We start from the raw sequence: 25941 nt of genomic DNA, 5'->3' as shown, positions 1-25941 counted from the left end.
GATGAATCAACGCGCACATCCACATTCGACGAGCCTGACCCAACCGCCCCCACATCTCTACGGGCGGTGGCGCCGTGATCCGATCCTCACGGTCGGCACCGCGTTCATGCGGGCCTGGTGGCCTGCGTGGCGCCCGCTGTCCCCGTTGAGGCCGGCACCGGTCAACCCTGGGATCACTCGGGTGCGCATCGTGAATCGCGAAGTCGTCGCATATGACGAGAACGTGATCGCGCTGACGCTGGCCGCCGCCGATGGGGGCGTGTTGCCGTCCTGGCACGCCGGCGCCCACATCGACGCGCTGCTGCCATCCGGGCGGATGCGAGAATATTCGCTGTGCGGCGACACCGCCGATCGCGAGCACTACCGCATCGCGGTGCGTCGCATCCCCGACGGCGGCGGGGGTTCGATCGAGGTCCATGACGCCCTGGAGGTCGGGGATGTGGTGTCGATCAAGGGTCCGCGCAACGCTTTTCCGCTGGCGGTTCCCGGCCACGGCTCCCCCGCACGTCGGATTCGCTTCATCGCCGCCGGGATCGGCATCACGCCGATCCTGCCGATGCTCGCGGTGGCCGAGCGCTTCGGGCTGGACTGGTCGATGATCTACACCGGGCGCTCCGCGGACTCGATCCCCTTCCTCGACGAGGTCGCGAAGTTCGGCGACCGCATCACCATCCGGACCGACGATCAGCACGGACTCCCGACCATGTCGGAGCTGGTCGGCCCGGTCCCCGATTCCGACGCCGATCTCGCCGTGTACTGCTGCGGGCCGGTGCCGATGCTGGAGAGCCTCCGCCGCCATCTGGCCGACCGCGCCGACATCGAACTGCACTACGAGCGCTTCAGTCCGCCTCCGGTGGAGAACGGCTCACCGTTCACGGTGACGCTGGCGTCCACGGGTGCACAGATCCCGGTGGCCGCCGACGAGTCGGCGCTCGCGGCGATCCGGCGGGTGATGCCGTCGGTGCCGTACTCGTGTCAGCAAGGCTTCTGCGGCACATGCAAGGTCAGGACGTTGTCCGGCGACATCGATCACCGCGACAACATCCTGACCGAGCCCGAACGCGAGGCCGGGACGATGCTGACCTGCGTGTCACGCAGTGCCGGCGGGAACCTCACGCTCGATCTGTGAGACATCCCCCCGCGCACGCGCAACCCCTGTTCCCTGAGGAGCTTGCGGAGGATGCGTCTCGAAGGGCACGTGACGCCCGGCAACCGTGCCGCGTAGCAGGAACACCGCTGCCACACCGGCTGCCGCGGTGATGGCCACCGCCGCCCACACCGCGTTGTGCAGGCCGTCCATGAAGACCTCCTGGACCGCGGCGCGGACCGTGTCGCTCATGGCGGCGGGCACCCGGCCGGCGACCTCGACCCCGGCCATCACCGACTGTTCCGCGGTGGCGACCACCTCGCGCGGTAACCCACTGCCCGACAGCCGATCCCCGATGCCGGCGACATAGGCCGAGGTCAGGATCGAGCCGAGTACCGCGACGCCGAGCGTGCCGCCGATCTCGCGGGTGGTGTCGTTGACCGCACTGCCCGCACCAGCCTGTTCCGGACGCAGCGCATCCATGATGAGCTGCGTGCACGGACCCGAGATGAACGCCAGGCCGGCGGCCATCAGCAACATCGCCCAGACGATGAGCTCCCAGTATCCCGATGTCCGCGAGGACAACTCGACGAGCGCGAACCCACCGGACATCAGGAAGGCACCCGTCACCGCGACGTAGCGCGCCCCGAACCGGTGTGAGAGAGCCATCGCCACCGGCGACAGCACCGCCATCACGATGGCGAACGGCAGGGTTCGCACACCGGCGGCGAGTGGGCCGTAACCCTTGACCGCCTGGAAGAACTGGGTGATCAGGAAGATGAACCCGAAGAGCGCGAAGAACGCCACGCTGATCATCCCGGCCGCGGTGGCGAAGTGCCGGTTGGCAAACAGCCGCACGTCGAGGATGGGATGGGCGATACGCAGTTGGGTCACGACGAACACGGCCAGAATCGCAAGAGCAGCGACGATTCCGAGGACCGTGCGGGTCTCACCCCAACCGACGTGCGGCGCTTCGATCAGGGTGTACGTGAGCAACCCCAGACCGGCGACCGAGAGACTCACTCCGACAGCGTCGAATCGGGGCACCGCCAGTGGCCGGGTACCGGGCACGACCGCGAGGATCACGGCGAGCGCGGCCAGCCCGAACGGGACGTTGACCCAGAACACCGAGGTCCACGAGAAGTGCTCGAGCAACCAGCCACCCGTCACGGGACCGATGGCGACGGCGATACCCGAGACGGCCGCCCAGATGCCGACGGCCATCGCCCGCTCCTTGGCGTCGGCGAAGATCGTCGTGATGATCGCCAGCGTCGCTGGGAACACCAGTGCCGCAAAGAGTCCGAGGCCGCCGCGGGAAGCGATGAGCTGTCCGAGGCTCTGCGACGACGCAGCGAGGACCGACACCGCCATGAAGCCGATGACACCGGTGAGGAGCATCCGCCGGTGACCGAACCGGTCGCCCAGATAGCCGCCGGTCAGGAGGAGGCCGGCGAAGACGAGCGTGTACGCGTCGACGATCCATTGCAGGCCGGAGATCCCGGCGTCGAGGTCGCGGGCCAGCGTCGGCAGGGCGACGTTGACGATCGTGTTGTCGATCATGACCAGCAGTTCGGCAAAGCTGAGGGCGCCGAGCGCCCACCAGCGTGAGCCCATACGTCCAGTACGCATCGGCATTCTCCTGTTCCGTGAGCGAGAGTTCAGATATGGAACGCCGTACCACTGTTGTAGAACACCGTTCTATACAAGAAGAACACCGTGCTAGTAGCTTGTCAATATGTCTCCCGCGAAGCCGCGCACGCGAACCTCAGCCGCCGAAGTCCGGTCATCCCTCATCCGTGCCGGCCGCACGATCCTCGAGCGCGACGGCGAGGCGGGACTGACCGTGCGAGCGGCGGCGGCCGAGGCGAAGGTCGCGCCGATGGGCGTCTACAACCACTTCGACGGCCGCGACGGGCTGCTGGATGCGCTGGTCACCGACGGTTACGCCGAGCTGGGTCGTGCGGTGGCCGCGTCGGACGACGATCCGTCCACGCGCCTGCGGAGCTCGGGGCGCGGTTACCGTCGCTTTGCCACGTCGAGTCCCGTGGTCTACGGACTGATGTTCTCCGCCCGGTGCACACCGGACCTCGAGGTCGCGGCTCATGCGTTCGAGGTGCTGGTCGACGTCATCCGCTACGGCCAGGTCGCGGGCGTGGTCGCGACGGGCGACCCGACGACGCTCGCGATGCAGACCTGGTCGGCGGTGCACGGGGCGGTGAGTCTGGAACTCATGGGTGCGCTGCCGCCGAACGTCGATGCCGACACGAACTACGAGAACGTACTCGACTTCATCGCGCGGGGTCTGCGGGCACAGCCTGCCGAGTGAACCCCTGCCCGATCACGGCAGGACGATCGGCGGCAGTCCGGGGATCGGATTCGGGATCGTCACACCACGCTGCGGTCGCGGTGCGCGGGAGCGGGGTCGAGGTGCAGGTGCCGGCTCGTTCGTCGCCACGGGCGGTGGCGGTGGCGTGTAGCGCTGAGCCGGTTGACGTGCCTCCGCGAAGATGGCCGGATCGGCGTACTCCTGGGTGGTCGGCGCCGTCGTGGTCGGCGTGGTAGGACCGGCGACCGGCGCCGGGGAGGAACCGTTGCTGCCGCCCGCGGCCAGCGCGACCGCCACCCCGATGATGGCGAGCGCGCACACCAGTGCCACTCCTGCCAACACCCGCTTCGCCGGGACCTCACGCCGAGGACGAACCGGCGCCGGACCTGGCTGATTGACCAATGAATGTGGTTCCGGTACAGGGACGTTCACATGCGGCGGCATGTCAGGGGTCGGGCCCGCACCGGGATGGCCGGCATCGGGCCGCGGCGTCCGGAAGCTGCCCTCGGGGGAGACCGGCGTGTGGTGTTGAACCGGCACGGATTCCGGAACCGGCGGGGGTCCGGAATGTGCCGTCAGGGCACCGAAAGCCGTTGCGGGAGCAAGGTCCACCGGGTGCGCAACAGGCGCCTGGAACATCTGCTCGGCACCTATGACCGGGAAATCACCTGAGCGACCGGGGCTTCCGGCCGGCGAATCGAACGGCAGCGCGAGTTTGCCGGTCGGGGCGTCGTCAGGCCCGACGGACCCGGACACCTTCGGAGCGGTCGGCGCGGTCACCTCGTCGGCAGCACGCTCGGGCGCCACGTCGACGAGGTCCTCTGGCGCAGAGTCGACGACGTCCTCGACCTCGGCCTCGCTGTCGTCACGGTCGGCCTCGCTGTCGTCACGGTCGGACTCGCGACCGTCCGACGTCTCGGCCGCCTCCGCCTGCATGGACGCCGGTGTCTCGTCTCGGTCGTCCACGGGTTCCGGCTCGGCCGGGTCTGAGCTGTCGGTCGCGTCGGCGACCTCTGCGGAGTCAGCGCTGTTGCTGTCGGCCGCGGGCTCCTCGACGGTCGTGGGCGGGCTGTCGGTACCGGTCGCGTCACTCTCGGCGGTCACTGTTGGCTCGGGCTCGTCTTGGGGTACCTCGGGCTTGTCTTGGCGTACCTCGGGCTTTTCTTGGGGTACACCGAGCGGCCCGGCTGGTACTGCGTCGGTCAACGGACCGGGAGCGGCGTCGACGATCGGTACCGGTACGGCTTTCGCGATCCCGTCGCGGAGACCCGGCCACACGCCCAGGCCGTCGGCGATGACGACTGCATGGGCCTGCGCGCCGGCCACCGCCGCACGAGCCAACTCTTCACCGCGTGCGATGAGCGCACCACCGGCCTCCTCGACATCTCGCCGCGCAATCCGGAACAACCGAATATGGCGGCGTCCCATCAAAAAAGTGCCATCGGAATCCTGCAGTCGTTCACGTCCGCGCGAGATGAGCTCGAAGAGTTCGTCCTGCCACTCGGGCGAGGTCGGGGATTCGACCCGTCCGATCCGGGTCAGGTGGTCGGCGATGGCACGGTCGAGCGCTCCGAGCGACAGCGCGGCGTCGGCGTACGTGTCGGCGACCGTGCCGCGGGATGTGTCGAAACGTCCGACCGACACGCATCCGTTCCCGTCGAGCCCCAGGAGAACCACTTGAGGATCGTCGTCCAGACCGCGCGAACGGAGTTTGGACCGCACGTCGTCGAGCACTGTGGGGTTCACCGGGATCTCTGCTGCCGCAGAGGCCGGCCCCACAGCCGAATCGAACACTGTGTCGGTCATCTGATTAATTCCTGCACTTGTGTGCACCTCGCCCAGCACGCCCCCACGGCGAGAAGGTCCCCCCCTGATCAATCGCGGGGTTCAACCTAACACGTCTACGCGGGGAATCGCTTTCGACGGCAACCCGTTCACCTGCGTGAACGAAGTAGTTGTCTCAGTTTTTCGCGCGGGCACGGGCCCGCCGAGCGCGCGGTAGTCCCACCCCGCCGACCGCCAGGCCTGAGAGTCCAGGCAGCGCCTCGCGTCGACGATGCGCTTGTGCCGCACCACCGGTGCGAGCTCGTCCGGGGACATGTGCACGAACTCCGCCCATTCGGTTGCGACGACGACGACATCCGCTCGATCGCAGGCCGCGCGCGCCGAGCTCGCATAGCTCAGCATCGGTAGCACCCGACGCGAATTGTCCATGGCCTGAGGGTCGAACACGGTGACCGATGCACCGTCGAGTGCGAGACGGCCCGCGACGGCGAGTGCGGGAGAGTCCCGGACGTCGTCGCTCTCCGGCTTGAATGCGGTTCCGAGGACGGCGACGTTGCGACCCAGCACCTCTCCCCCGAGCGCTTCGGCGACCAGTTCCGCGGCGGCACCGCGTCGTCGCATGTTGATGGCGTCGACCTCGCGCAGAAACCCGACCGCGCGAGGTGCGCCCATCTCGTCGGCACGGGCGGTCAGCGCCCGGATGTCCTTGGGCAGGCAGCCGCCGCCGAATCCCAGTCCCGCGTTCAGGAATCGCCGTCCGATCCGGGCGTCGTGGCCCATCGCGTCAGCGAGTGTGCCGACGTCGGCGCCGGCGATCTCACACAGTTCACTCATCGCGTTGATGAACGAGATCTTCGTCGCGAGAAAGGCGTTCGCGGACACCTTGACCAGTTCAGCGGTGGCCCAATCGGTCTCGATGAACGGGATACCGGTTTCGAGCACTTCGCGATAGATGTCCCGGATGACCTCGCCGGCCAGGGATTCCACTTGCGGGACCCGCGGGTCGTCGACGAGCCGTCCGACGCCGACGACCATCCGGTCGGGCGCGAGGGTGTCCTCGACGGCGAAGCCTTCGCGCAGGAACTCCGGACTCCACGACAACTCGACGTCGGCTCCGGGGGCCGAGAGGTGCGAGATGCGGTGCGAGAGTTCCTCGCACGTGCCGACGGGGACGGTGGACTTGCCGATCAGAACGTGGGTGCCCCGCAGCGTGGGCACGAGCGCATCGACGGCCGCGTGGACGTGGGACAGGTCGGCGCGGTGTCCTCGCACCTCCTGCGGGGTGCCGACGCCGATGAAGTGGACCGAGGCGTGGTCGGCGGCGACCGAATGGTCGGTGGTGAAGCGCAGTCGCCCGGCGTCGAGGTTGCGGCGAAGGATGTCGGAGAGCCCGGGTTCGAAGAACGGGACGTCGCCGGCCTGCAGGCGTTCGACCTTCTGCGGGTCGATGTCGATACCGACGACGTCGTGGCCGAGTTCGGCCATGCAGGCCGCGTGCGTCGCGCCGAGGTACCCGCAACCGATCACCGTGAGCTTCATGGTCGCAACGATTACCCAGGCAGGTGTGCCGCCAACCAACCGTCGCGTTGCGTGTGGTGATCGGGTGGGTGAACTGTCAGTCGTTCTTGATGAAGTTCAGGTACGCCTTGGACGGGGTGGGGCCGCGTTGTCCCTGGTACTTCGAGCCGACCTTCTCGCTGCCGTAGGGGTGCTCGGCCGGGCTGCTGAGGCGGATGAGGCACAGCTGGCCGATCTTCATGCCTGGCCACAGTGTGATCGGCAGGTTGGCCACGTTGGAGAGTTCCAGGGTGATGTGGCCGGAGAAGCCGGGGTCGATGAAGCCGGCGGTCGAGTGGGTCAGGAGGCCGAGGCGACCCAGCGACGACTTTCCTTCGAGGCGTCCGGCGAGGTCGTCGGGCAGGCTGCACACCTCGAGGGTGGAGCCCAGCACGAACTCACCCGGGTGCAGCACAAAAGGCTCACCCTCTGTCGGTTCGACGAGGGTGGTGAGTTCGTCTTGGCGTTGGGCCGGGTCGATGTGGGTGTACCGGGTGTTGTTGAACACGCGGAACAGACTGTCGAGCCGGACGTCGACGCTTGAGGGCTGGACGAGCGCAGGATCGAATGGATCGATGGCGAGGCGCCCGTCAGCGATCTCGGAGCGGATGTCGCGGTCGGAGAGCAGCACGTGTCGAGGTTATCGAATGGTCACGGTGGATCTGCGGCGGTGTCCGACGGCCCGGAAGATTCGCCTCCCCGGTGGCCGCCCGACCGGCGTCGTCGGGCGTCGGCGCGCATGCGGTTGAGGACCTCGTCGGTGCGGTTGGCGTGATTGACCCTCGGGGTCTGATCCGGGTGCGACATCGGGGGGTGCCAGACGACGCGGCCTGCGTCGACCCCAGCGGTGGCGATCGTGGTGGCCCACTGGTCGTCGCCGGGGCCGACCGCACGGTTGTGCGGGCCGCATGCGGTGGTCATGTTGTCGATGTCGGTGGGGCCGTCGTCGGCCGTCCATTCGGCCACGTGGTGGAGTTCGGAGTCGAAGGACGACCGCGTGCAGCGTGGGCACGTGCAGCCACCATCGCGGCCCACCGCGGCGATCCGCTGGGCCCGGGATGCCAGGCGCTTGGCTCGTCCGAGGTAGAGGACCTCGCTGGTGTGGTCGCGGAACACCTCGAGGTACTGCTGCGACTCGGCGGCGAGTTCGACGGCGTCCTTGATCGGAAGCAGGGTGCCCGTTGCGGTGCGCGCGGGAGCCCCGGCACGCTCGCGGAGCGCCGATTCGGTGATCGTGACGATGACGTGTGGCGGCAGTCCATGATGAGAACCGCCGAGCGCACCTCCGTCGAGGACGCAGCGCAGCAGCGCACTGAACGCATCGTGGTTGCGCTTCGCGGCCGACCGGTCGTCGCGTTCGACCGCGGCCGCGAGGGCATCGGGATCAGCACTGCCGGGGTCTCCGACGGGTGACTCCGGGTCGTCGGGGTTGTTCATACCCGGCGCTGCCCACACCGCCAGCACGACGTCGAGCATCGCGCGGGTCTTGGGATCGAGGGTGGCCGTCAGCTTGGACATCAGCTGCGCGTCCTGCGGACCGAGGCGCATGCCGCGCATGCGGGCGCGATCGCGATCGTCGGTGAGGCTCCCATCGGGGTCGAGGTGCGCGAGGATGCGTGCGCCGAGTTGGCGCAGCGACGACGGATCGTAGTCGCGCGCGTAATGCGCAAGCGTCGCCTCGGCGGCTTCACGGTCGGCCGGGTCGGCGGCAGCCGGGACCTTTTTCATCACCTCGACGATCACGTCGACGTTCCTCCCGGAGATCCCGCCTTCGGCAACGCCTTTGGCGGTCTCCGGGAATCGCGACTCGAGCACCTCGCCCTGCATGTCGGGGAACTTCCCGATTGCCCACACGCGGTTCAGTAGCCGATTGGCTTCTCCGCTGCGGTTGAGCACGCTGGAGACGAAGTTGGTGACGGTCTGGCTGCCGGCTTTCCGATATGCGGAGCGTTCGTCGATGTCGATGATGTGGGCGGCGAACGACGTGAGCATGCGACGCTCGGCGCGTTCGTGCTCGATCGCGACCTTGAGCAGGTCGGTGTCGGAACAGTCCGTGGACGCAGTCTCGCTGATCTCGTCCAGCAGTGCGTGCAGACGCTCGTACTGGTCGAGAAGAAGTGGTTGTGATGCAGATGGCTCGCAGAAAGCCATGATTTAACCCCCGTCATCATGGCTTTACTCGAAACTATGTTCGAGTGTACGTGCATCTGCGCAGGTACGCAACCCGGTTCTGGAAGAAGTTTCGCGCCGCTCGCGAAGACCCCGACCGCGGTTTGCTAGGCTTTCGGTCGCGAGCCCAGCGCTCGCGCGCCGATGTAGTTCAATGGCAGAACATCAGCTTCCCAAGCTGAATACGCGGGTTCGATTCCCGTCATCGGCTCCGCAGGTCAAACGACATTTTTACCTCGGCCAGCATCTCTGGGACTTGCGTTGCAACCTTGTTGCGACACTCGGCCTCCGTGAATAGATCGACCCCGGCCAGCGTTGCCGCGCGGCATCCCGGGTCTCGACTCACTCGAGGCACTTCGCATGAATCGTGAAACTCACGCTACCGCCGCCACCGTCATCAGCCACGTATGTCGCGCCTACCCCGACCTCTGCCGCACCAACGCCGAACAGGCAGACGGTTACATGGCCGCAGCCGAACACATCGCGGACGTGCTCGACACAATCCGCACCGACGATCCCGGCACTGACCGCACCTACATTCGGGCATCCCTCACCGCTCGCGTGAACGAACTGACCGCACGGGACCGGCCCGTCTTCGCCCAGATCGGCGCCACGCTCGCGTATCAGCGTGCCCTCTCCCTGCCGACACTCGACCAGCCCCGTTGGTGTAGTGCCGTTCGACCCGGCTCCGGGGCGCTGGTCGCTATTCGCAGAGTCCGACTAAACCGACCTGTTGGCAGTAGCTGAGTCGTCGCCTGCCACGACGCCACCACTCGAAACGTCGCGAATCGAGAGTCGGTGCCACATGGTTACCGCCTCTCCTCCGGGACAGGTGGCGATCGGTCGTGACCGGACGCGATAGGGGCATGGTTCGTGGGTCGATTCGCCAGGATGGGGTCAACGACACCGGCACCCGTAGGGTTCCGATTCCGCGCCCAGCCGTTGGATGTGGTCCAGAATGGCGTCGTGGGAATACTCAAACGACTTTTCCAGGCCAATCCGCCGAGCAAGCAAAGCTCACAGAAGAACCCACCTCCAGCAATCAAGAAACCCACCCGCAGGCCAAGCCAATCGGCACCGCAGAAGAAACGACGCGCCAAGCCGGTTGATGTTCCAGGTACACGCGACCGCGCAGTCGCTGGCACCGACCACTTCCAGGCGACCGTCGACGCGCTGCCGCTTGGCAAGCTCAAAGTCTCGCTTCGCATGAAACCGAACAAAGACAACCCCCACGCCGTAGCGGCCTTCGTCGGAGCCAAGCAGGTCGGATGGCTCTCGACGGCCTGGGAAGCGTCCGATCCTCACGTGCGGTGGATGAAGAGGCTAGAAGAGGCTGGGATTCGACCGCGTTTCGAAGGCCAATGCAAACTCACAGAGGTCACGAAGGCGCGAAGTATCGTTTTTAATATGCCCGAGGACCGCGAGCTGTCCGCTATAGCCGACGGGGTCATTGCACGTACGTAGGCACGCCCGGCACCAACCGAAGTCAGCACCGGGCGCAACCCGATCAGACGCCCGCAGCCTTGGCCAGCTCCACCGAGACCACGCCACCAGGACGCAGCACCGACACACCGGCCCACAACTCCGAACGGATACGCAGCACGTTCGACGCGAAATCCTGGTCGATCGTGCCCCACTTCACGCGGACACCCTCAGCGCCCCGATCGACCCGGACCGCCAACGCATCGAGCAGGACACCCGCACCCGCATCGAGAGCGGTCGAGACGACGAACGAGACACCGTGCAGGCGCTGCTGCTCACGATCTACTGCGGTGTGGCCCATTCGAGGCTGTCCCCGTTTCGCTGAAGTGCGATCGCCTCGGCGTCGAGCGGGTGCAGCACGAAGACGGCCGGAACGTACCCGGCCGATTCGAGCTTGGTGATCGCCTTCCGAGCGGTCGCGATCGGATCGGTGTCGAACGCCTGCACCTGAACACCCTCAGCGCTGAGGACGCCAGTCATGTTGTCAGCTTCTGCCCTGTGTTGAACTCCACGTACTCGCAGGTATCGCCGAAACACGGCGCCAGGAACGCATTCAGCCGGGCCGCGAGCATCGACAGGATCGGCCCCAACGTGTCGCCGTACAACATGCGCCGGAACTCCCGCACCTTCGAGTAGTTCGCGTTGTTGAGGACACCGATCATCGTCGGATTCACCTGGTAGACAGCCGCAACCGTCGTCAGCGCCAGCTTGGTGCCCTCCACGTAGTCTTCGTCCTTCGCCGAGAACCCGACACGCTTCAGCTCCATGCCGTCTTCGAGCAGTGGCACGCCGCCAACCTTCTTCCATCGCCCGCATGGGCGGTCTGCCAAGTACGCTGGAACCGCGCTCGGCCCTCATTGCCCGACTCCGGCGCACCCGTCGGCCGCGTCAGATACGTGCCCACACGGCCACCATTGCGCCACAACTGATCCCGAAACGTCTGAGCATGAATCTGCTCCGCAAGGATCGTTTTCAGCGCATGAACCGACGACGACCCGACACGCGGACTGATCGGATTCCAACCGTGGAAGTCGATCACCTGGTCGGCCGGAACCTTCACACGCCGCCCCGACCCGTCAGCATCGACTACGTAGCCGCCGATCTGAAACACATTCGACCCGTATGTGTCCACGATCCAGCCTTCGACGATCGGCCACAGAGCACCCGGTAGGCCGTCCTCATCCACGCCGACCCACACCAGCGCCCGGGCATGCAACGCCAACGACGCCAACGATCGCGTACACCAGCTCATTGATCGTCATCGACGGATTAGGTTGCGCCAACAGCTCCGCCAGCTTCGAGCCCCGGACCCGCTCACGCCCGCCGTCGCCGTCCCGCCTGAACACGTGCAGCCCGAGCTGCGCCACATTCCGCACCAGGAAGTCGACCACCGTCCGCAGGTGCGGCTCCGCGAACAGCTCACCGGCCGACTTGTCGAGCACCGTTGCCGTGTCATGCGTCAGCGTTTCATCCAGCGGCACAATCCGCCGCGAATCCGTCGTCGGCTGCCACGGCCACCTCATCGCAACGCCTCGGCCGCCAAATGGACCGCTTGCCGAATCACCTCCAACCGTTGCAGCAATGTATACAACCAGCTACGGTCAATCCGTGAGAGTGTTGCGCATCACATGACCGTTACATAAGCTAACTATGCTCACACCTCGTGAAACCGGGCTTCCCCGTACGGCTTAGCGTTCAATTGCGAAGTCGCCGGCTGGGAATCCTTCCTTGCACAAATCTGCACATGTACACAATCATCCCAACATCTAGGAAGAAGGCCTCCGGATGGATTCAGTATCCGTTCCCGCAGTCGCCGCTTCGATCGCCGTGATGGTGCTCGGCGGCGGTGCGCCGCTGGCGGCAGCGCTCATCCTCAACTGGCGCGACCGGGTCAAGGCGAAGGGTGTCGACCAGTGAATCTGCAGACAGCCTTCACCATTCTGGTCGCGATCTACTTCGTTCTGATCCTCATCGTGGGGCTCCGCAGCAACAAGAAGATCACCACGTCGTCGGATTACAGTGTCGCCGGACGCAACATGGGTCCGGTACTGGGCACGATGACCTTCACCGCCACATACGTTTCGGCCCTGACGGTGATCGGTCTGGTCGGCTCCGCGAACGGCATGGGCCTCGCCCTCGTCCCGTACACATTCCTCGGCCTCGGCTGCGGACTGTTGTTCCTCGTCCTCATGTCCAGTCGCGTTCACCGGGCCGGCCGCACCTCGGAGAGCGTTCCCGAACTCCTCGGAAAACGCTACGGCGACAGCTCAGTTCGCGTCACTTCCGCAGGCACCATCGTGATCGCCTACTTCGTCTACCTCATCGCTCAGCTCTTCGCGGTCGGCATCCTGCTCTCCACCACGATCGGCTTCGAGGTGTGGGCGGTGATCCTGGTGGTCGGCACCATCTTCGTGCTGTACACCCTCACCGGTGGTATGCAAGCAGTCGCCCGCACCGACGCCTACCAACTCGTGGTACTCGTGGCGGCGGTTCTGATCACGCTCGTCCTGGTCATCACCAAAGTCTGAAGCGACGGCCTGAGTTGGAGCGATGGCCCCGGGTTGTCGCAGTTCCTCGGCGGCCCGGTGCCGACCTGGATGCTCGCCTTCGGTTGGGGCCTCTCGTGGGGACTCGGCGTCGCGTGCATGCCGAACTATCTGCAGCGCATCCTGTCCTGCCCGGATGTCCGGACCACCCGACTCGTGCTCGGCTGGGGATCGGCGATCTCGTTCTGGCTCGTGAACGCACCCATCCTCGTCATCGGTATCGGCATCGCGATCATCGACCCGTCCATGACGGGCGACTCGGCACTGCCGTCATTCCTGCTCACCCACGGCGGCACCATCATCGCGGCTATTGCGCTGACAGGTCTGATCTCCGCGGTGATGTCGACGACCGACTCACTTCTCCACGTGATGGGTGTGTACTTCGGTCGCGACATCGTGTGCACGCTGCGCAAGACCGCGGACGACGCGACAGCGTTGAAGCTCTCGCGAATCTCGACCGGCGTCATCGGTGCACTGGCGGTGGCCACCGCCACGTTCATGTCGTTCAGCCCGCTACCGCTGATCCTCACGTTCGCCTCGTACGCGGTCTCACTCCTCGCCGCAGGCCTGTTCGTGCCGCTGTTCATCGGACTGCTCTGGCAGGGGGCATCGAAGACCGGTGCGGTGGCGTCGATGGTTGTCGGCGTGATCGTGCTGATCGTGTTCGAGGTCCTGCGCAAGCAGGGGGTGATCGAACTCCACGGCATCGTCCCCACGCTGGTGTGCGCGATCATCGCGATGGTGGTCGGATCCTGGTGGGACGGTCGACGGGTGGAAGCGACAGCCTCCGAGCCCACCACTGCTGAACAGCCGGTGGCTTCCACAGTGTGACCACCACGCGACCGGGCGGCCTTTCGCAGAGATGCGAAAGGCCGCCCCGTCGCGCCGCACGGCCCAGGCACTTTCTGATCCCCAGATCACATAAACCCGGCCCGGGGAATGCCCCCACCCCGACCACCGTTGCGCGAAGAGTCAACGACATCGTCGGAAGAGGTACAGCATGAAGATCGGGATCATCGGAGCAGGATTCATCGGCGGAACGCTGACTCGTCGACTCACCGAACTGGGACATGACGTTCGCGTGTCGAATTCGCGCGCGCCCGAGACGCTTTCAGACCTGGCAGAAGAAACCGGCGCAACGGCGGTATGGGCGAAGGACGCGGCCCGGGACGCCGACCTCGTCATCGTGTCCATCCCGCAGAAGAACACGCCTGACCTGGCCCCGGGCATCCTCGACGCTCGTAAGCCGGGTGCCCCGGTGATCGAGACCAACAACTACTACCCGCAGCAGCGTGACGGGAAGATCGCGGCCATCGAGAACGGCACACCGGAAAGCGTGTGGGTGTCCGAGCAGCTCGGTGTGCCGGTGTACAAGGTGTTCAACGGAATCTATTGGAAGCACCTGCTCAAGAAGGGTCTTCCGGACGGCGCCGAGGGTCGGATCGCGTTGCCGATCGCCGGTGACGACGCGGACGGCAAGACGATCGTGTTCAGCATCGTCGACGAGCTCGGTTTCGACCCGGTCGACGCCGGACCGCTCGCCGAGTCGTGGCGTCAACAGCCCGGAACACCCGTGTACGGCAAGGACTTCGGCGTCGACGACACGCTCGCGGCACTCAAGGAAGCCTCGCCGGAACGCACCCCGGAGTGGCGCGCCGCCTGAGCCTTCCGGCCGACGTCACCGTCGCTTCGGACGCACCCCGGGCTTTTTTCGGCCACTCTTTCCCGGGACCTTGCCCGCGGCCTCTCGCGCGGCCCGCTTCGCGGCGGCCTTCTCCTTGGCCGACCGTTTCGGCATCGGCTCGGAGTGTCCACGCGACGACGTCGCCTTGCGGCCGCGGACGATTCCGATGAACTCCTCGGCCAGCTCGGTGGTCGGGGCCGGCCACAACAGACCGACGGTGCCGGTCGGAGCGTCGGTCACCGGGCGGTAGACGAGGTCTTTGCGGTGATGTAGCCGCGCCAATGACTGAGGCACGAGAAGGGCACCGATGCCGGCGGCCACGAGTTCGATTGCGTCGCCGGTCGTTTCCGGACGGTGCTCGACGGCGGTGCCGGGACGGCCGGCTGGATCGTCAAAGCCTGTCGCCGGCTCGTCGAGCGGCCACAGGATCTGTTCGTCGGCGAGGTCGGCGAGGGTCAGTTCGTCACCCGCGGTGAGCACATGATCCTTGGGAACCACGACGACAGTGGTCTCCTCGTACAGTTCGATCGTGTGGTGTGGCCCGGCATCGCCGTGCCGCAGAGCGTCGGGCAGACGGGTGATCGCCATCTGCACACTTCCCTGGGCGATGGCCCCCGCACACTCGGCGACCTCGAGGGCCACGAGCTCCAGCGGGACGTCGGGTTGCCGTTCCTCCCAGATGCGGACCCACTTGCCGGGGGTCACGCCGGGGACGTATGCCAGTCGGAACGTCGAAGCCCCAGAATCGCCTGCCCGGTCGGGTGTGCTCACGACCAAAGGCTACCGCCCGATACCCTGGGGGAATGAGTTCGCAGTCGATGAAGCCGGCCACCGCCGCCAAGAAGCTGGACGTGTACCTGCCGGCGACCCCCGCGGAGTTCCGCGAGGGTTCCATCACACGCGCCGAGCTCGCCGCCCTGCAGGCCGACCCGCCGGAGTGGCTCAAGACCCTCCGGGCCGAGGGACCGCACCCGAAGAACCTGGTCGCGGCCAAGCTCGGGGTCTCCAACTCCGCCCTGGTCCGCAACGGGATCGCCGAGGCGCTGACCACCGCACAGATCAACGACCTGCTCGCCGAGATGCCCGAGTGGCTCGCCGCCGAACGCGCCACGCAGGTGGAGGTCCGCCGCGAGGAACGACGCGTCAAGTCACTCCACGAGGACCGTCGTCGGGACCGCGAGGAAGCCGAGAACGCCGACAACTGACCGGCGGATTCCCGCCCCGGTCATCGCACCGAGCGTCGCCCCGGCACCACGAGTCCGCACTCGTATGCCGCCACCACCAACTGCGCCCGATCCCGCGCGCCGAACTTCGTCATCGACCTGTTCACATGGGTTTTCGCGGTCAACACGCTGATCTGCAGGCGGTCGGCGATCTCCGCGTTGCCGAATCCCTCGGCCACCAGCACCACCACCTCCCGCTCGCGCGGGGTCAACGTCCCGACGACCGCGGACTCCGCGGCCGATCCGGCCGCCGGGCGAGACAGGAAGTGGCTCACCAGCATCTGGGTGGCGGTGGGAGACATCAGCGTGTCACCCTGCGCCACCGCGCGTATCGCGTCCAGGAGCTCCTGCGGTGAGGCGTCCTTGCCGATGAAACCGCTTGCGCCCGCGCGTAATGCGGCGGCGACGTTGTCGTCGTATTCGAAGGTGGTCAGCACCATCACCCGGGTCCCGCGAAGCAGCGGGTCCGAGGTGATCGAGCGGGTGGCCGCGATGCCGTCGATGCCGGGCATCTGTATGTCGGCGACCACGACATCCGGGTGGAAGCGTCGGGCCGCACGAACGGCCTCGCCGCCGTTGGTCGCCTCGGCGACGACCTCGAGGTCGGGTTCGGTGTCAACGAGTAGGCGCAGGGTGCTGCGGAACAGACCCTGATCGTCGGCCAGGACGATCCGGATGGTCATCGACATCTCCTCTCACGGTGGCCTCGCGATCAGCCGATCCACCACCGGCCGGCAGGGCGGCGTCGACGACGAACAGGTCGTCCACCCACCGCACGTCGAGCGTCCCGCCGACCGCGACGACCCGTTCACGCATGCCGATCATCCCGAGCCCGGGCAGGTCACGGGCGTCCCGACCCCCCTCGCCTGCACGGGCGTCGTCGGGGCGCAACCGGTTCTCGACGACGATCGCGACGGCATCGTCGTCGTATCGGCAGCGCACCGCGACCGGCGTCCCGGGCGCGTGGCGGACCGCGTTGGTGAGCGACTCCTGGATCACCCGGTAGGCGACCTGATCCACGTCGTCGGGCAGCGGCCGCTCCTCGCCCGACACGGTCACCACGACCGACGCTCCGGCATTGCGGTACACCTCGACCATGCCCGGCATGCTCGACATCCCGGCACCCGGCTCGGGGACCGTCAGCGAATCCCGACGGAGCATCCCCACCGTCGCCTTGACCTCGCTCAGCGCGGCACCGGCGATGTCGTGCATCTGCGCGAGCATCTGTTCGGCCACCTCCGGGCGGGCGTGCACGAGTCGCCGCGCCGTTCCGATCTGCAGGTTGATGGCGGTCAGATGGTGCGCGACCGCGTCGTGGATGTCGCGGGCGATACGCATCCGCTCGGCGAGCACGGCCTGCGCGGCCTCCACCTCCCGCTGTGACTCGGCCGCCTCCGCGCGTGCCTTCATGGCCTCGAGGTACCCGTTGCGAGCACGACCCAGCGCCCCGACGCACATGCCGAGGAACAGCCAGCCGACGGCGCCGATCCGTTCGACCGGTAACCAGTCGTCACCCCAGATGAACGATGCCGCGAGGAGCGCACCGGCCGCGGCCGCGGTCACGGTCATCGCCCGACGCATCGGATATCGGGAGGCGATGGTGTACAACGCGATTGCCGGAGGCAGGCTCATCGCCGAGTTGAACGAGCCGGTCGCCACGATGTAGATCACCGCTCCGGCGGTCGTTCCCGCCACCGACACCAGTGGCGCGCGATTCTTCGCCACCAGGAACGCCGACGCCGCGACGCCCAGCAACGCCGCCTCGAGACTCGTGTCACCCGGGCCGCCCCGCTGGACCACCCGCAACGCCAGCACCGTGCCGACGGCGACCAGCCCGGCGACGACCACCGACGAGATGAGCGGACGACGACGGGCGAATCGCACCCACCGTTCGTCGAGGTCCACGCGCAGCAGATTACCGCTGATCAGGGCTACGCACCTGTGGTCTGATCACCCGCGGCGATCCGTCTCCATCTCCGTCTCCTACGGTCCCCCTAGCCGCAATCGCGGCAAATGCGACATACGCGGTATGGATCGTCTACTACGTCCGCAGTACGCGAGGGCCGTTACCAGTCCGAATGGTTGGGGCGTCCGGGAACCCTGCACGACGACGCACCGCCGGGCCACCGATCCTCGGTACGCTCCGGAACGTTCCCGGCTCGCGACCTCGGCGGGTCAGCGCGTGCTGCGAGGAGTTCCCGTGCGACTTCCAAGAATTCCGGTCACCCTACTGGCGACGATGGGTGCGATCGCCTCGTTGTGCATCGTCGGCGTCTCGGATGCGTCAGCTGCACCCGGTGATGTGGCCGGCACCGTGGTCGCCGACGGTCCGGCACGGGCGTGGGAGGTGCGCGCCTGGATCACCGGGACGGATTCGTCGCCGGTGCGCAGCGCCGGTGTCGCGCGGTCGGATCGGTCCGGTCGTTTCACTCTCCGACCCACCGCACAGCCCGGCACGGACGAGGCCTTCTACGTGACCGCCACCCCGGCGGGACAACCGAACTCCTTCACCGCCCTCGCCACGATCTCCCCGACCCTGCCCTCCCGCCTGACCGTGAACGAGCTGACCACCGTGGCAACGGGTTACGCGATGGCACAGTTCGTTGACGGCACTCGCATCAGCGGCCTGGCACCGGGCGTGCGCAACGCGGCGTCGATGGCGGGCAACCTCGCCGATCCGACCAGCGGCCGGATCGGTTCCACCCTCGCCTCAGCACCGAACGGTGCACAGACGTCGACCCAGGCCGCGTTCCTCTCGCTGTCCAATGCGCTCGCCGCCTGCACCTCGTCACCCGAGGGTTGCGCTGCTCTGCGGTCCGCGACGACGACCCCGCTGAGCGGCCGGCCGTCGAACATGGTCGAGGCGATGGCGAACATGGCGAGAAGCCCGGAACACAACCCCGCCGGACTGTTCGGGGTCGCACTGCGGAGACCCGCTCGCGCCGGGGCACTTCCGCTTCCGCCCGCCGCCTGGACGCTGGCCCTCCGATTCGACGGTGGCGGTGGACTTCTCGCCGGCCCGGGCAACTTCGTCATCGGCGAGGGCGGCGACATCTGGGTCAACGCGAACTACGAGTACAACGCCGACCCGCGAACTGCGGTGTGCGGCAGCAAGTACCTGTTCCGTTTCGGGCCCGACGGAAAACTCGTCGGCGGACGCCCGATCACCGGCGGCGGCCTCAGCGGCGCCGGTTACGGCATCACCCGGGACCACTCCGGCGACATCTGGGTGAGCAACTACGGCTTCGCCGCACCGGAACCGGGCTGCCCCGCCGACCGCCAGCCGCCACACAACTCGCTGTCGAAGTTCAGCGCGCAGGGTGAAGTTCTCTCTCCGCCCGCCGGTTTCACGCAGGGATCGATCAGCTGGCCGCAGGGCATGACCACCGACCGCACCGGATCGGTGTGGACCACCAACTGCGCTACCAACTCACTGACCGTCTTCCCCGACGGCGACCCGAGCCGCGCCCGCAGCATCAAGGTCGGCGTGAAGCAGCCCTTCCATCTCGTCGACAACGGCCGGGCCCTCTTCGTCAGCGGCCTACAGAGCAGCTCGATCGCGATGCTGGACCGCTCCGGACGACCGTTGCGAACCCCGATCACCGGACCCCACGTCGACAATCCGCTGGGCCTGGCCACCGATGCCCGCGGCAACGTGTGGATCGCGAACTCCGGGGCCATCACGCTGCCGTGTCCCGACCGTCCCACCGGCACAGGATCGTTCGGTTCCGTGTCCGCTCTGGGCCCGACGGGCAAGACCCTCGTCGGGCCGCTGCGCGGCGGTGGCATCACGATCCCGTGGGGCATCACCACCGACGGCGACGGCAATGTCTGGGTCGGCAATTTCGCCGGCAAGCGCGTCTCGAAGTTCTGCGGCGCGAACGCCGCCACCTGCCCGCCCGGCAAAAGCACCGGCGACGCCATCTCCCCGGACGTGACCGGTTACTTCTTCGACGGGCTCGCGCGCAGCACCGGCATCATCGTCGACCCCGCGGGCAATGTCTGGACCACCAACAACTGGAAAGAGGTCCCGCTCCAGACCAACCCGGGCGGACTCCACATCGTCGCCCTGGTCGGTGCTGCGGCACCGGTACCGGTGCGCTGACCGGGCACCCTTCGCAGACGCAGAGCACCTCACATCGGGGACGCAGGTGTGACCGACATCGCGTCTTCGTGTCCGATTTGCGGAACTTTGTCACAGAATTCGCGCTAATTCGCGTGACTAACGGAAGCGTGTAGGTCACGCTTGTCTCTCGCGCCGGAATCGGAGACCAGTGCAAAAGTGGTACTCAGTAACTAGTGTTAGTCACTAACACATGTGACGCGACCGTCGCATGTCGCACCACCGGTCGGCGCCGACGCCGACCCTGCGCTCGAAAACCGAAAGGGTTCACACGCCATGGCGTCGCTTCTGTTCAGGCTGGGGAGTTTCTCCTTCCGGCACAAATGGGCCGTGATCGCGGCCTGGCTGGCCGCGATGATCGCGGTCGTCTCGCTCGTCGGCGTCCTACAGCCGAAGTTCGCCCAGGACTTCAGCCTCCCCGGAACCGACTCCGGCACCGCGACCGAGCAGGTCGAGGAGTACTTCCCGCAGGTCATGAAGGAGCAGGAGCGCGCCTCCACGAGCATCCTCGTGGCCGCCGACGACGGCCTGCAGAACCACACCGAGCAGATCAACAAGCTGGCCGAGGATCTGCGCACGCTGCCCGATGTCATCGCGCCGGAAACCGTGGTGAACCCGGTCGTGGCCGCTGCCGTCGACCCGGCGATCGCGCCCTCGGTCCTCGGTGACAACGGTCGCGTCGGCCTCATCCAGGTCCGTCAGAACATCACGGTCATGGACCTGACGACCGAGAACAAGGAAGAGCTCGTCAAGATCCTCGACGAGAACCGCGGCAACGGCCTGCAGGTCGAGGCCACCGGCGCCCTGATGCAGGTGATGGAACAGGGTGGCGCCGCCGAGCTGATCGGTTTCGCCATCGCTTTCGTGGTCATGATCGTCGCCTTCGGCGCCCTGATCGCCGCGTTCATCCCGCTGGTGACCGCCATCGTCGGCGTCGCGATCACCATCATGCTGCTCACGCTGTCGGCGGAGCTGCTCTCGATCAACCAGTCCGCGACCGCAATCGTCACGATGCTCGGCATCGCGGTGTCCATCGACTACGCGCTGTTCATCGTGTCCCGGTACCGGGCCGAACTGAACCGGGGTGGTGATGCGGCCGATGCCGCCGGCCGCGCGGTCGGAACGGCCGGATCAGCGGTCGTGTTCGCCGGTCTCACGGTCATCGTCGCGGTCGTCGCCCTCGTGGTCATCGGCATCCCGATCATCACCCAGATGGGTGCCGGCGCCGCGGTGGCGGTCTTCATCGCCGTCTCCGCCGCACTCACGCTCATCCCCGCTCTCCTCGGCGCGTTCGGCCGCTTCGCCTTCCGCCCGAAGATCCCGTGGATCAAGCACGCCGAGCAGACCGAGGACGGCGACACCCTGGGTGTCCGTCTGGGCCGCACCGTAGTCAAGGCCCCGATCCCGTTCATCGTCATCGGCCTGCTCGCTCTCGCCGCCGCGGCCATCCCCGCCACCAAGATGGAGCTGGGTCTGTCGCTGTCGACCGAGGACGAGGCACCGGCACAGGCATTGCTGAGCAAGGGTTTCGGTGAGGGCATCAACGGCCCGCTGCTCGTCGTCCTGCACGATGACGACGCCCCGATCGCGCCCGTCGCGAACGAGGCCGTCAAGCACATCGCCGGGCTGAAGGACGTCGTCAACCCCGGCTCCCTCACCTGGATCGGCAACGAGGGCGGGCAGAACGGCAGCACCGCACTCATCACCGTGACACCGAAGAGCGCACCCTCGTCCGAGGCGACGCACACGCTGATGGAGAACATCCGTGCGTACTCACCGGTCGTCGACAAGCAGGGCGCCGAACTGCATGTCGGTGGACAGACCGCGATCATGTCGGACCTCTCGCAGAAGCTCAACGACGCGCTGATCCCCTACCTGATCGTCGTCGTCGGGCTCGCGTTCCTGATCATGATCGGCGTCTTCCGCTCCCTGTGGGTGCCGCTGATCGGCACGGTCGGCTTCATCTTCTCGGTCCTCGCGACCTTCGGCATCACCGTCGCGATCTTCCAGGAGGGCTGGTTCGGCATCATCACGAACACCCAGCCGATCATCTCGTTCCTGCCGATCTTCCTGATCGGAGTGGTCTTCGGCCTGGCGATGGACTACCAGGTGTTCCTGGTGACCCGAATGCGCGAGGAGTACATCCACGGCATGACCGCGAAGGAGGCCATCGTCGCGGGTTACCGTCACGGCGCTCGTGTGGTGACCTCCGCCGCGATCATCATGATCAGCGTCTTCGCCGCGTTCATGCTCTCGCCGGAGACGACGGCCAAGATGATGGGCTTCGCCCTCGCCTCGGCAGTCCTGTTCGACGCCTTCGTGATCCGCATGCTGGTCGTCCCGGCCGTCATCGCGATGCTCGGCGACCGCGCCTGGGGTCTGCCCAAGTGGCTCGACAAGCTCGTCATCAACTTCGACATCGAAGGCGAGTCGGTCCGTCACCGCGGACTCACCGATCCCGACGAGACGAAGACGCCGGTACCGGCGAGCTGACCGTGTCCAGCGCTCCATCCACCACCGACGCCCCGGGCAACAGCCCGGGGCGTCGGCCCGGGTTACGTGAGCAGCAGAAGGCGCGGACCCGCAACACGATTCGCGAAGCGGCGCTTCGCCTCATCTCCGAACACGGCTATGCGAAGACGACCGTCGAGCAGATCGCCGAGGCCGCGGGCGTCTCCCACACGACCTTCTTCCGCTACTTCCCCACCAAGGAACAGGTGGTGATCGGCGGAGAACACTTCGAGACCGAGGCCCGAGCGATCGTCGGGTCGATGCCGCCCGGACTCGGCCACTTCGACCTCATCCGGCGTCTGTTCACCGAACTCCACCGCCTCACGGTCGACGACCCGTGGGTCGGCAATCCGCTTCGGATGCAGCTGATCCGGTCGGAACCCCTGCTGCAGAAAACCTTCCAGGCCGAGTCCGAGCGGATGATGACCGGGATGCGGCAACTCATCGCCGACCACCTCGGTCGCGACGCCGACGACTTCGCCCTCGGCGTGTTCCTCGACGCGGTGGCCGGGGTGACCTTCCGACTCGCGACCGAAGGCGACGACAACCCCGCGGATCTGCAGATCGAGACGACCCTGCGGGCGATCGATCTTCTCGAACAGGGGCTTCCGCTCGACTGACTACGTCGCCGGTCCAACTGTGGACGGCGTATTTCGAGGGCGTTGTCAGGGGCGCATTTTCGTGACGGCTTCCGATGCAGTTCCCGAAAGCCACAGTGCACGGGCATGACCCAACCTACGATGAGCTGATCCTTGCAGGAGGGATCAGCATGCGCCCCACCCGACACCTCCAGATCAGGCTCTGGCCACGTACTCTCGCGGTCTCCGCGCTGACACTGGTCTTGGCCGCGACGTCGTTGATCGTGGCATCACCGCCGACGGCCCGGGGTTTCGCCGAGGACATCTGCTACACGCCGGGAGCACCACCTCACAACTGCGCACCGTTGCCGTTCGCCTGCCCGCCGAACAACGGCGACGATCCGTTGTGCGGCATCCGCGGCGCCATCCGTTACGGCTACACGCTGCAGCAACCGCTCGGCGGACGCAGTCTGGTGCACACCGATTCGACGTACATCATGGCGCGTAAGGTGGGCTTCTCGCTGCAGGACGCCTATTGGATCGCCGCCTACAGCGAGGCCACCGACCTCGGTACCTTCGCGCCCCGTGACATGCGCAGCAACAAGGTCCCGAACGCAGCCGCGTTGACCACCAAGGACATCAGCGGTCTCGTGCGCACTCACTTCAACACCGGCGGGTTCCTCTTCCACGTGCTGCCGACGATGCGTGGTCCGCGATCGCCGGTACCGAACGGGTTGCGACCCAACGTGAACGATCCGCGGCACGAGGTGATGCTCACCCACATCCGGCGCTGGGCGATGGAAGGCCCCGGCAGCGACGCACCCCTGTGCACCGGCGGTTTCACCGACCGGACCGCGCGCGGCGACTTTGCCACCGGAACAACGTGTTACGGCGGGCGCAACAACCCGGCCCAGATCACCGGGCAGTACAGCGTCGCCTATCCGGTCACGCTCCCCTTCCAGAACGTGACCGGCCGCCAGGTCATCACCGACGGGGTGACCTCGGAGCGATTCGACTCCTACGTCGGTAAGCAGTCGGCAAACGCGCGTATCGGCATCTACATCCACGCCCTCGGCGACCGGATCTCGCACCATACGTGCACCGACCGGGCCACGATGACCCCACCGACGCCGCGACACCGTGCCTTCGACATCGACCTGCTCGATCGCGCCTGCAATCAGGGACCGCATGCGGTGCGCCACGAATACGAGACCGGCGTGGACTTCCACGATCTCGCTGCGGAGGACCGCACCACCGAGGCAGCCCTCTCGATGGTCTACGACGAGCTGGTGAACTTCGCCCGCGAGCGCGGGGTGCTGAACCCGGCGGCCACGAGCCCGGCAGCGAAGACCACGGTGGTCACCAACGGCCTGATCCCCGCACTCGAGCGGCGCAATCCCGAGGCCCGAATCCGCGCGGTGACCGCGGTCGGTTGCGGTCTCGGCGTGCCGGCGTTCCCGGGTAGCCCGGCCTGCTGAATCCGACCACTGACGGTCACGGCCGTTCGTCCGGCGAAGGAACATCTAGGATCGTGGGGTGATCTCGGACAGCGTCGCCCGACCCCGCAGGACCGCCGCACCTCGCCCACGCCGGCGGACCCTCACGCGGATGTTCGCGCCTGTCATCGCGACCGCGGCCGCAGTCGCCGCCACCGTCGCGCTGGTCGCCCCCACACAGGCCGCCCCCGCGAAGCCCACACCGGTGCCGTTCCCGACCGGAGATCTCGTCCGGCTCTATCCGTCGGACGTCTCGTCGTTCCCCGGCGGCGTCTACCTGCAGCCCATCGAGACGTTCAGCGCGCTGCGACGGGACCACCCCGAGATCATGGCGCAGAACCTCGACAAGGTCGTGGCCATCAACCAGGCCGCGGCCGACGACCCCGCCCTGCAGCGGCGCGCACTCACCGACGCCCACGACGATCCGCTCGTGACGATGTCCGACGCGTTCGGACAGAAACTCGGAAGCCACTTCCGGAACGCACTGGCTGCCGGTCGCCTGCCCAAGACCAAGTCGATCTTCAGCGACTACCTGGCCCGCGGTGGCGGCATCGCCAACACGACGCTGGTCGAGAAGTACGTCTTCGGCAACGACCGCCCGTTCGTCGTCGCCCCCAAGCGAATCCGGAAGTACACGCGCACCGACGAAAACGAGTACGACGCCCTCGGGGCCAACCCGTCCTTCCCCTCCGGACACGCGGGCATGTTCTTCTGGCGCGGAACGCTTCTCGCGCTGATGCTTCCCGAGTTCGCCCCGCAGTTCCTCACCCGTGCTTCCGAGGGCGGTTACCACCGCGTCGTACTCGGCGTGCACTACCCGCTCGACGTGATCGGCGGCGCCATGGTCGGCCAAGCCGCGGCCGCCGACCGGTGGAACGACCCGGAATTCAAGCGTTTGCTCCGCGCCTCCGCGACCGAGATCCGTCGTGAACTCGAATGGCGTTGCGGTGCTCCGTTGTCCACCTGCATTAACCAGGACACCCCGTATCTGACCGACGACGAGGCGAAGCGTATCTACACCGACCGCCTCACATACGGCTTCGGCCGGGTCGCCTCGCCCACGCATCGAATGGTGGTGCCACAGCAGGCCGTCGACATGATCTCACCCGCCTTCCCGTCACTGTCCGACGCGCAGCGTCGCCAGATCCTCGTTGCGACCGCGCATCCCGCCGGCTACCCGCTCGACGACCAGCGACCGGGACGCGCCTCCTGGCAGCGCCTCGATCTCGTTCGGGCTTACACCGCCCGGGTGACCGTCGACGACAACGGCGGCGTCACCGTTCACTGACGGCGCTTTCCGCTTTCCCTTACTGAATCGTTTGTCCCACTGCGCGTTGCGAACTCACCCGCACGCGCCATCTCGTCGTGTCGTGG

At 66.9% G+C, this 25941-nt stretch carries 24 protein-coding genes, 1 tRNA gene and 2 pseudogenes; 14 read left to right on the top strand and 13 right to left on the bottom strand.

The annotated features are described in order from the left end of the window. The first annotated feature begins 1 nt into the window (after position 1). Entirely contained in the window at positions 2-1129 is a 1128-nt protein-coding gene (locus C5O27_RS06760; RefSeq protein ID WP_127962250.1) for a PDR/VanB family oxidoreductase, read from the top strand. Here C5O27_RS06760 and C5O27_RS06755 read toward each other — a convergent pair. After that, on the bottom strand, positions 1091-2716 hold the full coding sequence (locus tag C5O27_RS06755) for a DHA2 family efflux MFS transporter permease subunit (RefSeq protein ID WP_006359905.1): 1626 nt from the start codon (positions 2714-2716) through the stop codon (positions 1091-1093). The genes C5O27_RS06760 and C5O27_RS06755 overlap by 39 nt on opposite strands. A 106-nt stretch (positions 2717-2822) precedes the next feature. Between C5O27_RS06755 and C5O27_RS06750 the strand changes: the two genes are divergently transcribed. Next, entirely contained in the window at positions 2823-3413 is a 591-nt protein-coding gene (locus C5O27_RS06750) for a TetR/AcrR family transcriptional regulator (RefSeq protein ID WP_127962249.1), read from the top strand. 12 nt (positions 3414-3425) lie between these two features. Here C5O27_RS06750 and C5O27_RS06745 read toward each other — a convergent pair whose 3' ends face one another. From C5O27_RS06745 to C5O27_RS06730, 4 genes are all read right to left on the bottom strand, one after another. Continuing rightward, positions 3426-5219, bottom strand: a complete 1794-nt coding sequence (locus tag C5O27_RS06745) for a hypothetical protein (RefSeq protein WP_127962248.1) — start codon at positions 5217-5219, stop codon at positions 3426-3428. An 81-nt stretch (positions 5220-5300) separates the two neighbouring features. Beyond that, positions 5301-6737, bottom strand: coding sequence for a UDP-glucose dehydrogenase family protein (locus C5O27_RS06740; RefSeq protein ID WP_127962247.1), 1437 nt, complete (start codon positions 6735-6737; stop codon positions 5301-5303). A 76-nt stretch (positions 6738-6813) separates the two neighbouring features. Then, entirely contained in the window at positions 6814-7386 is a 573-nt protein-coding gene (dcd, locus tag C5O27_RS06735; RefSeq protein ID WP_006359909.1) for a dCTP deaminase, read from the bottom strand. Positions 7387-7406: 20 nt separating this feature from the next. Next, positions 7407-8906, bottom strand: coding sequence for an HNH endonuclease (locus C5O27_RS06730; protein WP_127962246.1), 1500 nt, complete (start codon positions 8904-8906; stop codon positions 7407-7409). 158 nt (positions 8907-9064) lie between these two features. On the opposite strand from C5O27_RS06730, the gene C5O27_RS06725 reads away from it, so the two are divergent. The 3 genes from C5O27_RS06725 (at position 9065) to C5O27_RS06715 (ending at position 10388) form a co-directional block, all read left to right on the top strand. Next, positions 9065-9135 (top strand) — tRNA-Gly (locus C5O27_RS06725). 149 nt (positions 9136-9284) lie between these two features. After that, positions 9285-9671 carry a hypothetical protein gene (locus C5O27_RS06720; RefSeq protein ID WP_127962245.1) on the top strand — a complete coding sequence of 129 codons (387 nt, stop codon included), beginning with the start codon at positions 9285-9287 and terminating at the stop codon, positions 9669-9671. A gap of 219 nt (positions 9672-9890) precedes the next feature. Next, positions 9891-10388: a hypothetical protein gene (locus tag C5O27_RS06715; protein ID WP_127962244.1), complete on the top strand. Its 498-nt coding sequence runs from the start codon at positions 9891-9893 to the stop codon at positions 10386-10388. A gap of 43 nt (positions 10389-10431) precedes the next feature. Here C5O27_RS06715 and C5O27_RS06710 read toward each other — a convergent pair whose 3' ends face one another. From C5O27_RS06710 to C5O27_RS06690, 5 genes are read right to left on the bottom strand one after another with little or no spacing between them, the layout of a single operon-like run. Next, entirely contained in the window at positions 10432-10707 is a 276-nt protein-coding gene (locus tag C5O27_RS06710) for a hypothetical protein (protein ID WP_127962243.1), read from the bottom strand. Next, complete coding sequence (locus C5O27_RS06705) at positions 10689-10886, bottom strand: hypothetical protein (protein WP_127962242.1); 198 nt, start codon at positions 10884-10886, stop codon at positions 10689-10691. The genes C5O27_RS06710 and C5O27_RS06705 overlap by 19 nt, the downstream gene beginning before the upstream one ends. Then, positions 10883-11194, bottom strand: a complete 312-nt coding sequence (locus tag C5O27_RS23125) for a phage portal protein (RefSeq protein WP_127962241.1) — start codon at positions 11192-11194, stop codon at positions 10883-10885. The genes C5O27_RS06705 and C5O27_RS23125 overlap by 4 nt, the downstream gene beginning before the upstream one ends. Further along, the gene (locus C5O27_RS23120; protein WP_164905308.1) at positions 11164-11628 is read right to left on the bottom strand and encodes a phage portal protein; all 465 of its coding nucleotides are present in this window, start codon (positions 11626-11628) and stop codon (positions 11164-11166) included. The genes C5O27_RS23125 and C5O27_RS23120 overlap by 31 nt, the downstream gene beginning before the upstream one ends. Then, positions 11585-11929 carry a phage portal protein gene (locus C5O27_RS06690; RefSeq protein WP_127962239.1) on the bottom strand — a complete coding sequence of 115 codons (345 nt, stop codon included), beginning with the start codon at positions 11927-11929 and terminating at the stop codon, positions 11585-11587. Before C5O27_RS06690 ends, C5O27_RS23120 begins: the two co-directional genes overlap by 44 nt. Before the next feature lie 262 nt (positions 11930-12191). Here C5O27_RS06690 and C5O27_RS23115 point away from each other — a divergent pair, with 262 nt between their 5' ends. The 3 genes and pseudogenes from C5O27_RS23115 to C5O27_RS06680 all read left to right on the top strand — a co-directional run. After that, entirely contained in the window at positions 12192-12323 is a 132-nt protein-coding gene (locus tag C5O27_RS23115) for a hypothetical protein (protein ID WP_006357179.1), read from the top strand. Further along, a pseudogene (locus C5O27_RS06685) lies at positions 12320-13783 on the top strand (sodium:solute symporter family protein). The gene C5O27_RS23115 and the pseudogene C5O27_RS06685 overlap by 4 nt, the downstream one beginning before the upstream one ends. 148 nt (positions 13784-13931) lie before the next feature. Next, positions 13932-14615 (top strand): annotated as a pseudogene (locus C5O27_RS06680) (NADPH-dependent F420 reductase); the annotation flags it as partial. 15 nt (positions 14616-14630) lie between these two features. Here the strand turns inward: C5O27_RS06680 and C5O27_RS06675 are convergent. Continuing rightward, positions 14631-15413 carry a LysR family substrate-binding domain-containing protein gene (locus C5O27_RS06675; RefSeq protein WP_127962238.1) on the bottom strand — a complete coding sequence of 261 codons (783 nt, stop codon included), beginning with the start codon at positions 15411-15413 and terminating at the stop codon, positions 14631-14633. Positions 15414-15454: 41 nt separating this feature from the next. On the opposite strand from C5O27_RS06675, the gene C5O27_RS06670 reads away from it, so the two are divergent. Further along, positions 15455-15841, top strand: coding sequence for a DUF5997 family protein (locus C5O27_RS06670; protein ID WP_006357175.1), 387 nt, complete (start codon positions 15455-15457; stop codon positions 15839-15841). Positions 15842-15861: 20 nt separating this feature from the next. On the opposite strand, the gene C5O27_RS06665 is transcribed toward C5O27_RS06670, so the two are convergent. Next, positions 15862-16542 carry a response regulator gene (locus C5O27_RS06665; protein WP_006357174.1) on the bottom strand — a complete coding sequence of 227 codons (681 nt, stop codon included), beginning with the start codon at positions 16540-16542 and terminating at the stop codon, positions 15862-15864. Next, positions 16475-17764 (bottom strand): sensor histidine kinase, encoded by a 1290-nt coding sequence (locus C5O27_RS06660; protein ID WP_006357173.1) that lies wholly within the window; start codon positions 17762-17764, stop codon positions 16475-16477. Before C5O27_RS06660 ends, C5O27_RS06665 begins: the two co-directional genes overlap by 68 nt. Before the next feature lie 295 nt (positions 17765-18059). Here C5O27_RS06660 and C5O27_RS06655 point away from each other — a divergent pair, with 295 nt between their 5' ends. From C5O27_RS06655 to C5O27_RS06635, 5 genes are all read left to right on the top strand, one after another. Further along, entirely contained in the window at positions 18060-19964 is a 1905-nt protein-coding gene (locus C5O27_RS06655; RefSeq protein WP_230461852.1) for a Vgb family protein, read from the top strand. Positions 19965-20258: 294 nt separating this feature from the next. Beyond that, the gene (locus C5O27_RS06650) at positions 20259-22475 is read left to right on the top strand and encodes an MMPL family transporter (protein WP_127962236.1); all 2217 of its coding nucleotides are present in this window, start codon (positions 20259-20261) and stop codon (positions 22473-22475) included. A 2-nt stretch (positions 22476-22477) separates the two neighbouring features. Then, positions 22478-23113, top strand: coding sequence for a TetR family transcriptional regulator (locus C5O27_RS06645; RefSeq protein ID WP_127962235.1), 636 nt, complete (start codon positions 22478-22480; stop codon positions 23111-23113). 149 nt (positions 23114-23262) lie between these two features. Further along, positions 23263-24549, top strand: coding sequence for a hypothetical protein (locus C5O27_RS06640; RefSeq protein ID WP_006357169.1), 1287 nt, complete (start codon positions 23263-23265; stop codon positions 24547-24549). 130 nt (positions 24550-24679) lie between these two features. Continuing rightward, positions 24680-25855, top strand: coding sequence for a phosphatase PAP2 family protein (locus tag C5O27_RS06635; RefSeq protein ID WP_035752963.1), 1176 nt, complete (start codon positions 24680-24682; stop codon positions 25853-25855). The last annotated feature ends 86 nt before the right edge of the window (positions 25856-25941 follow it).

Source organism: Gordonia alkanivorans, assembly GCF_004011905.1.
Classification (GTDB): Bacteria; Actinomycetota; Actinomycetes; order Mycobacteriales; family Mycobacteriaceae; genus Gordonia; species Gordonia alkanivorans.
This window is presented reverse-complemented; position numbering and strand designations above follow the sequence as displayed.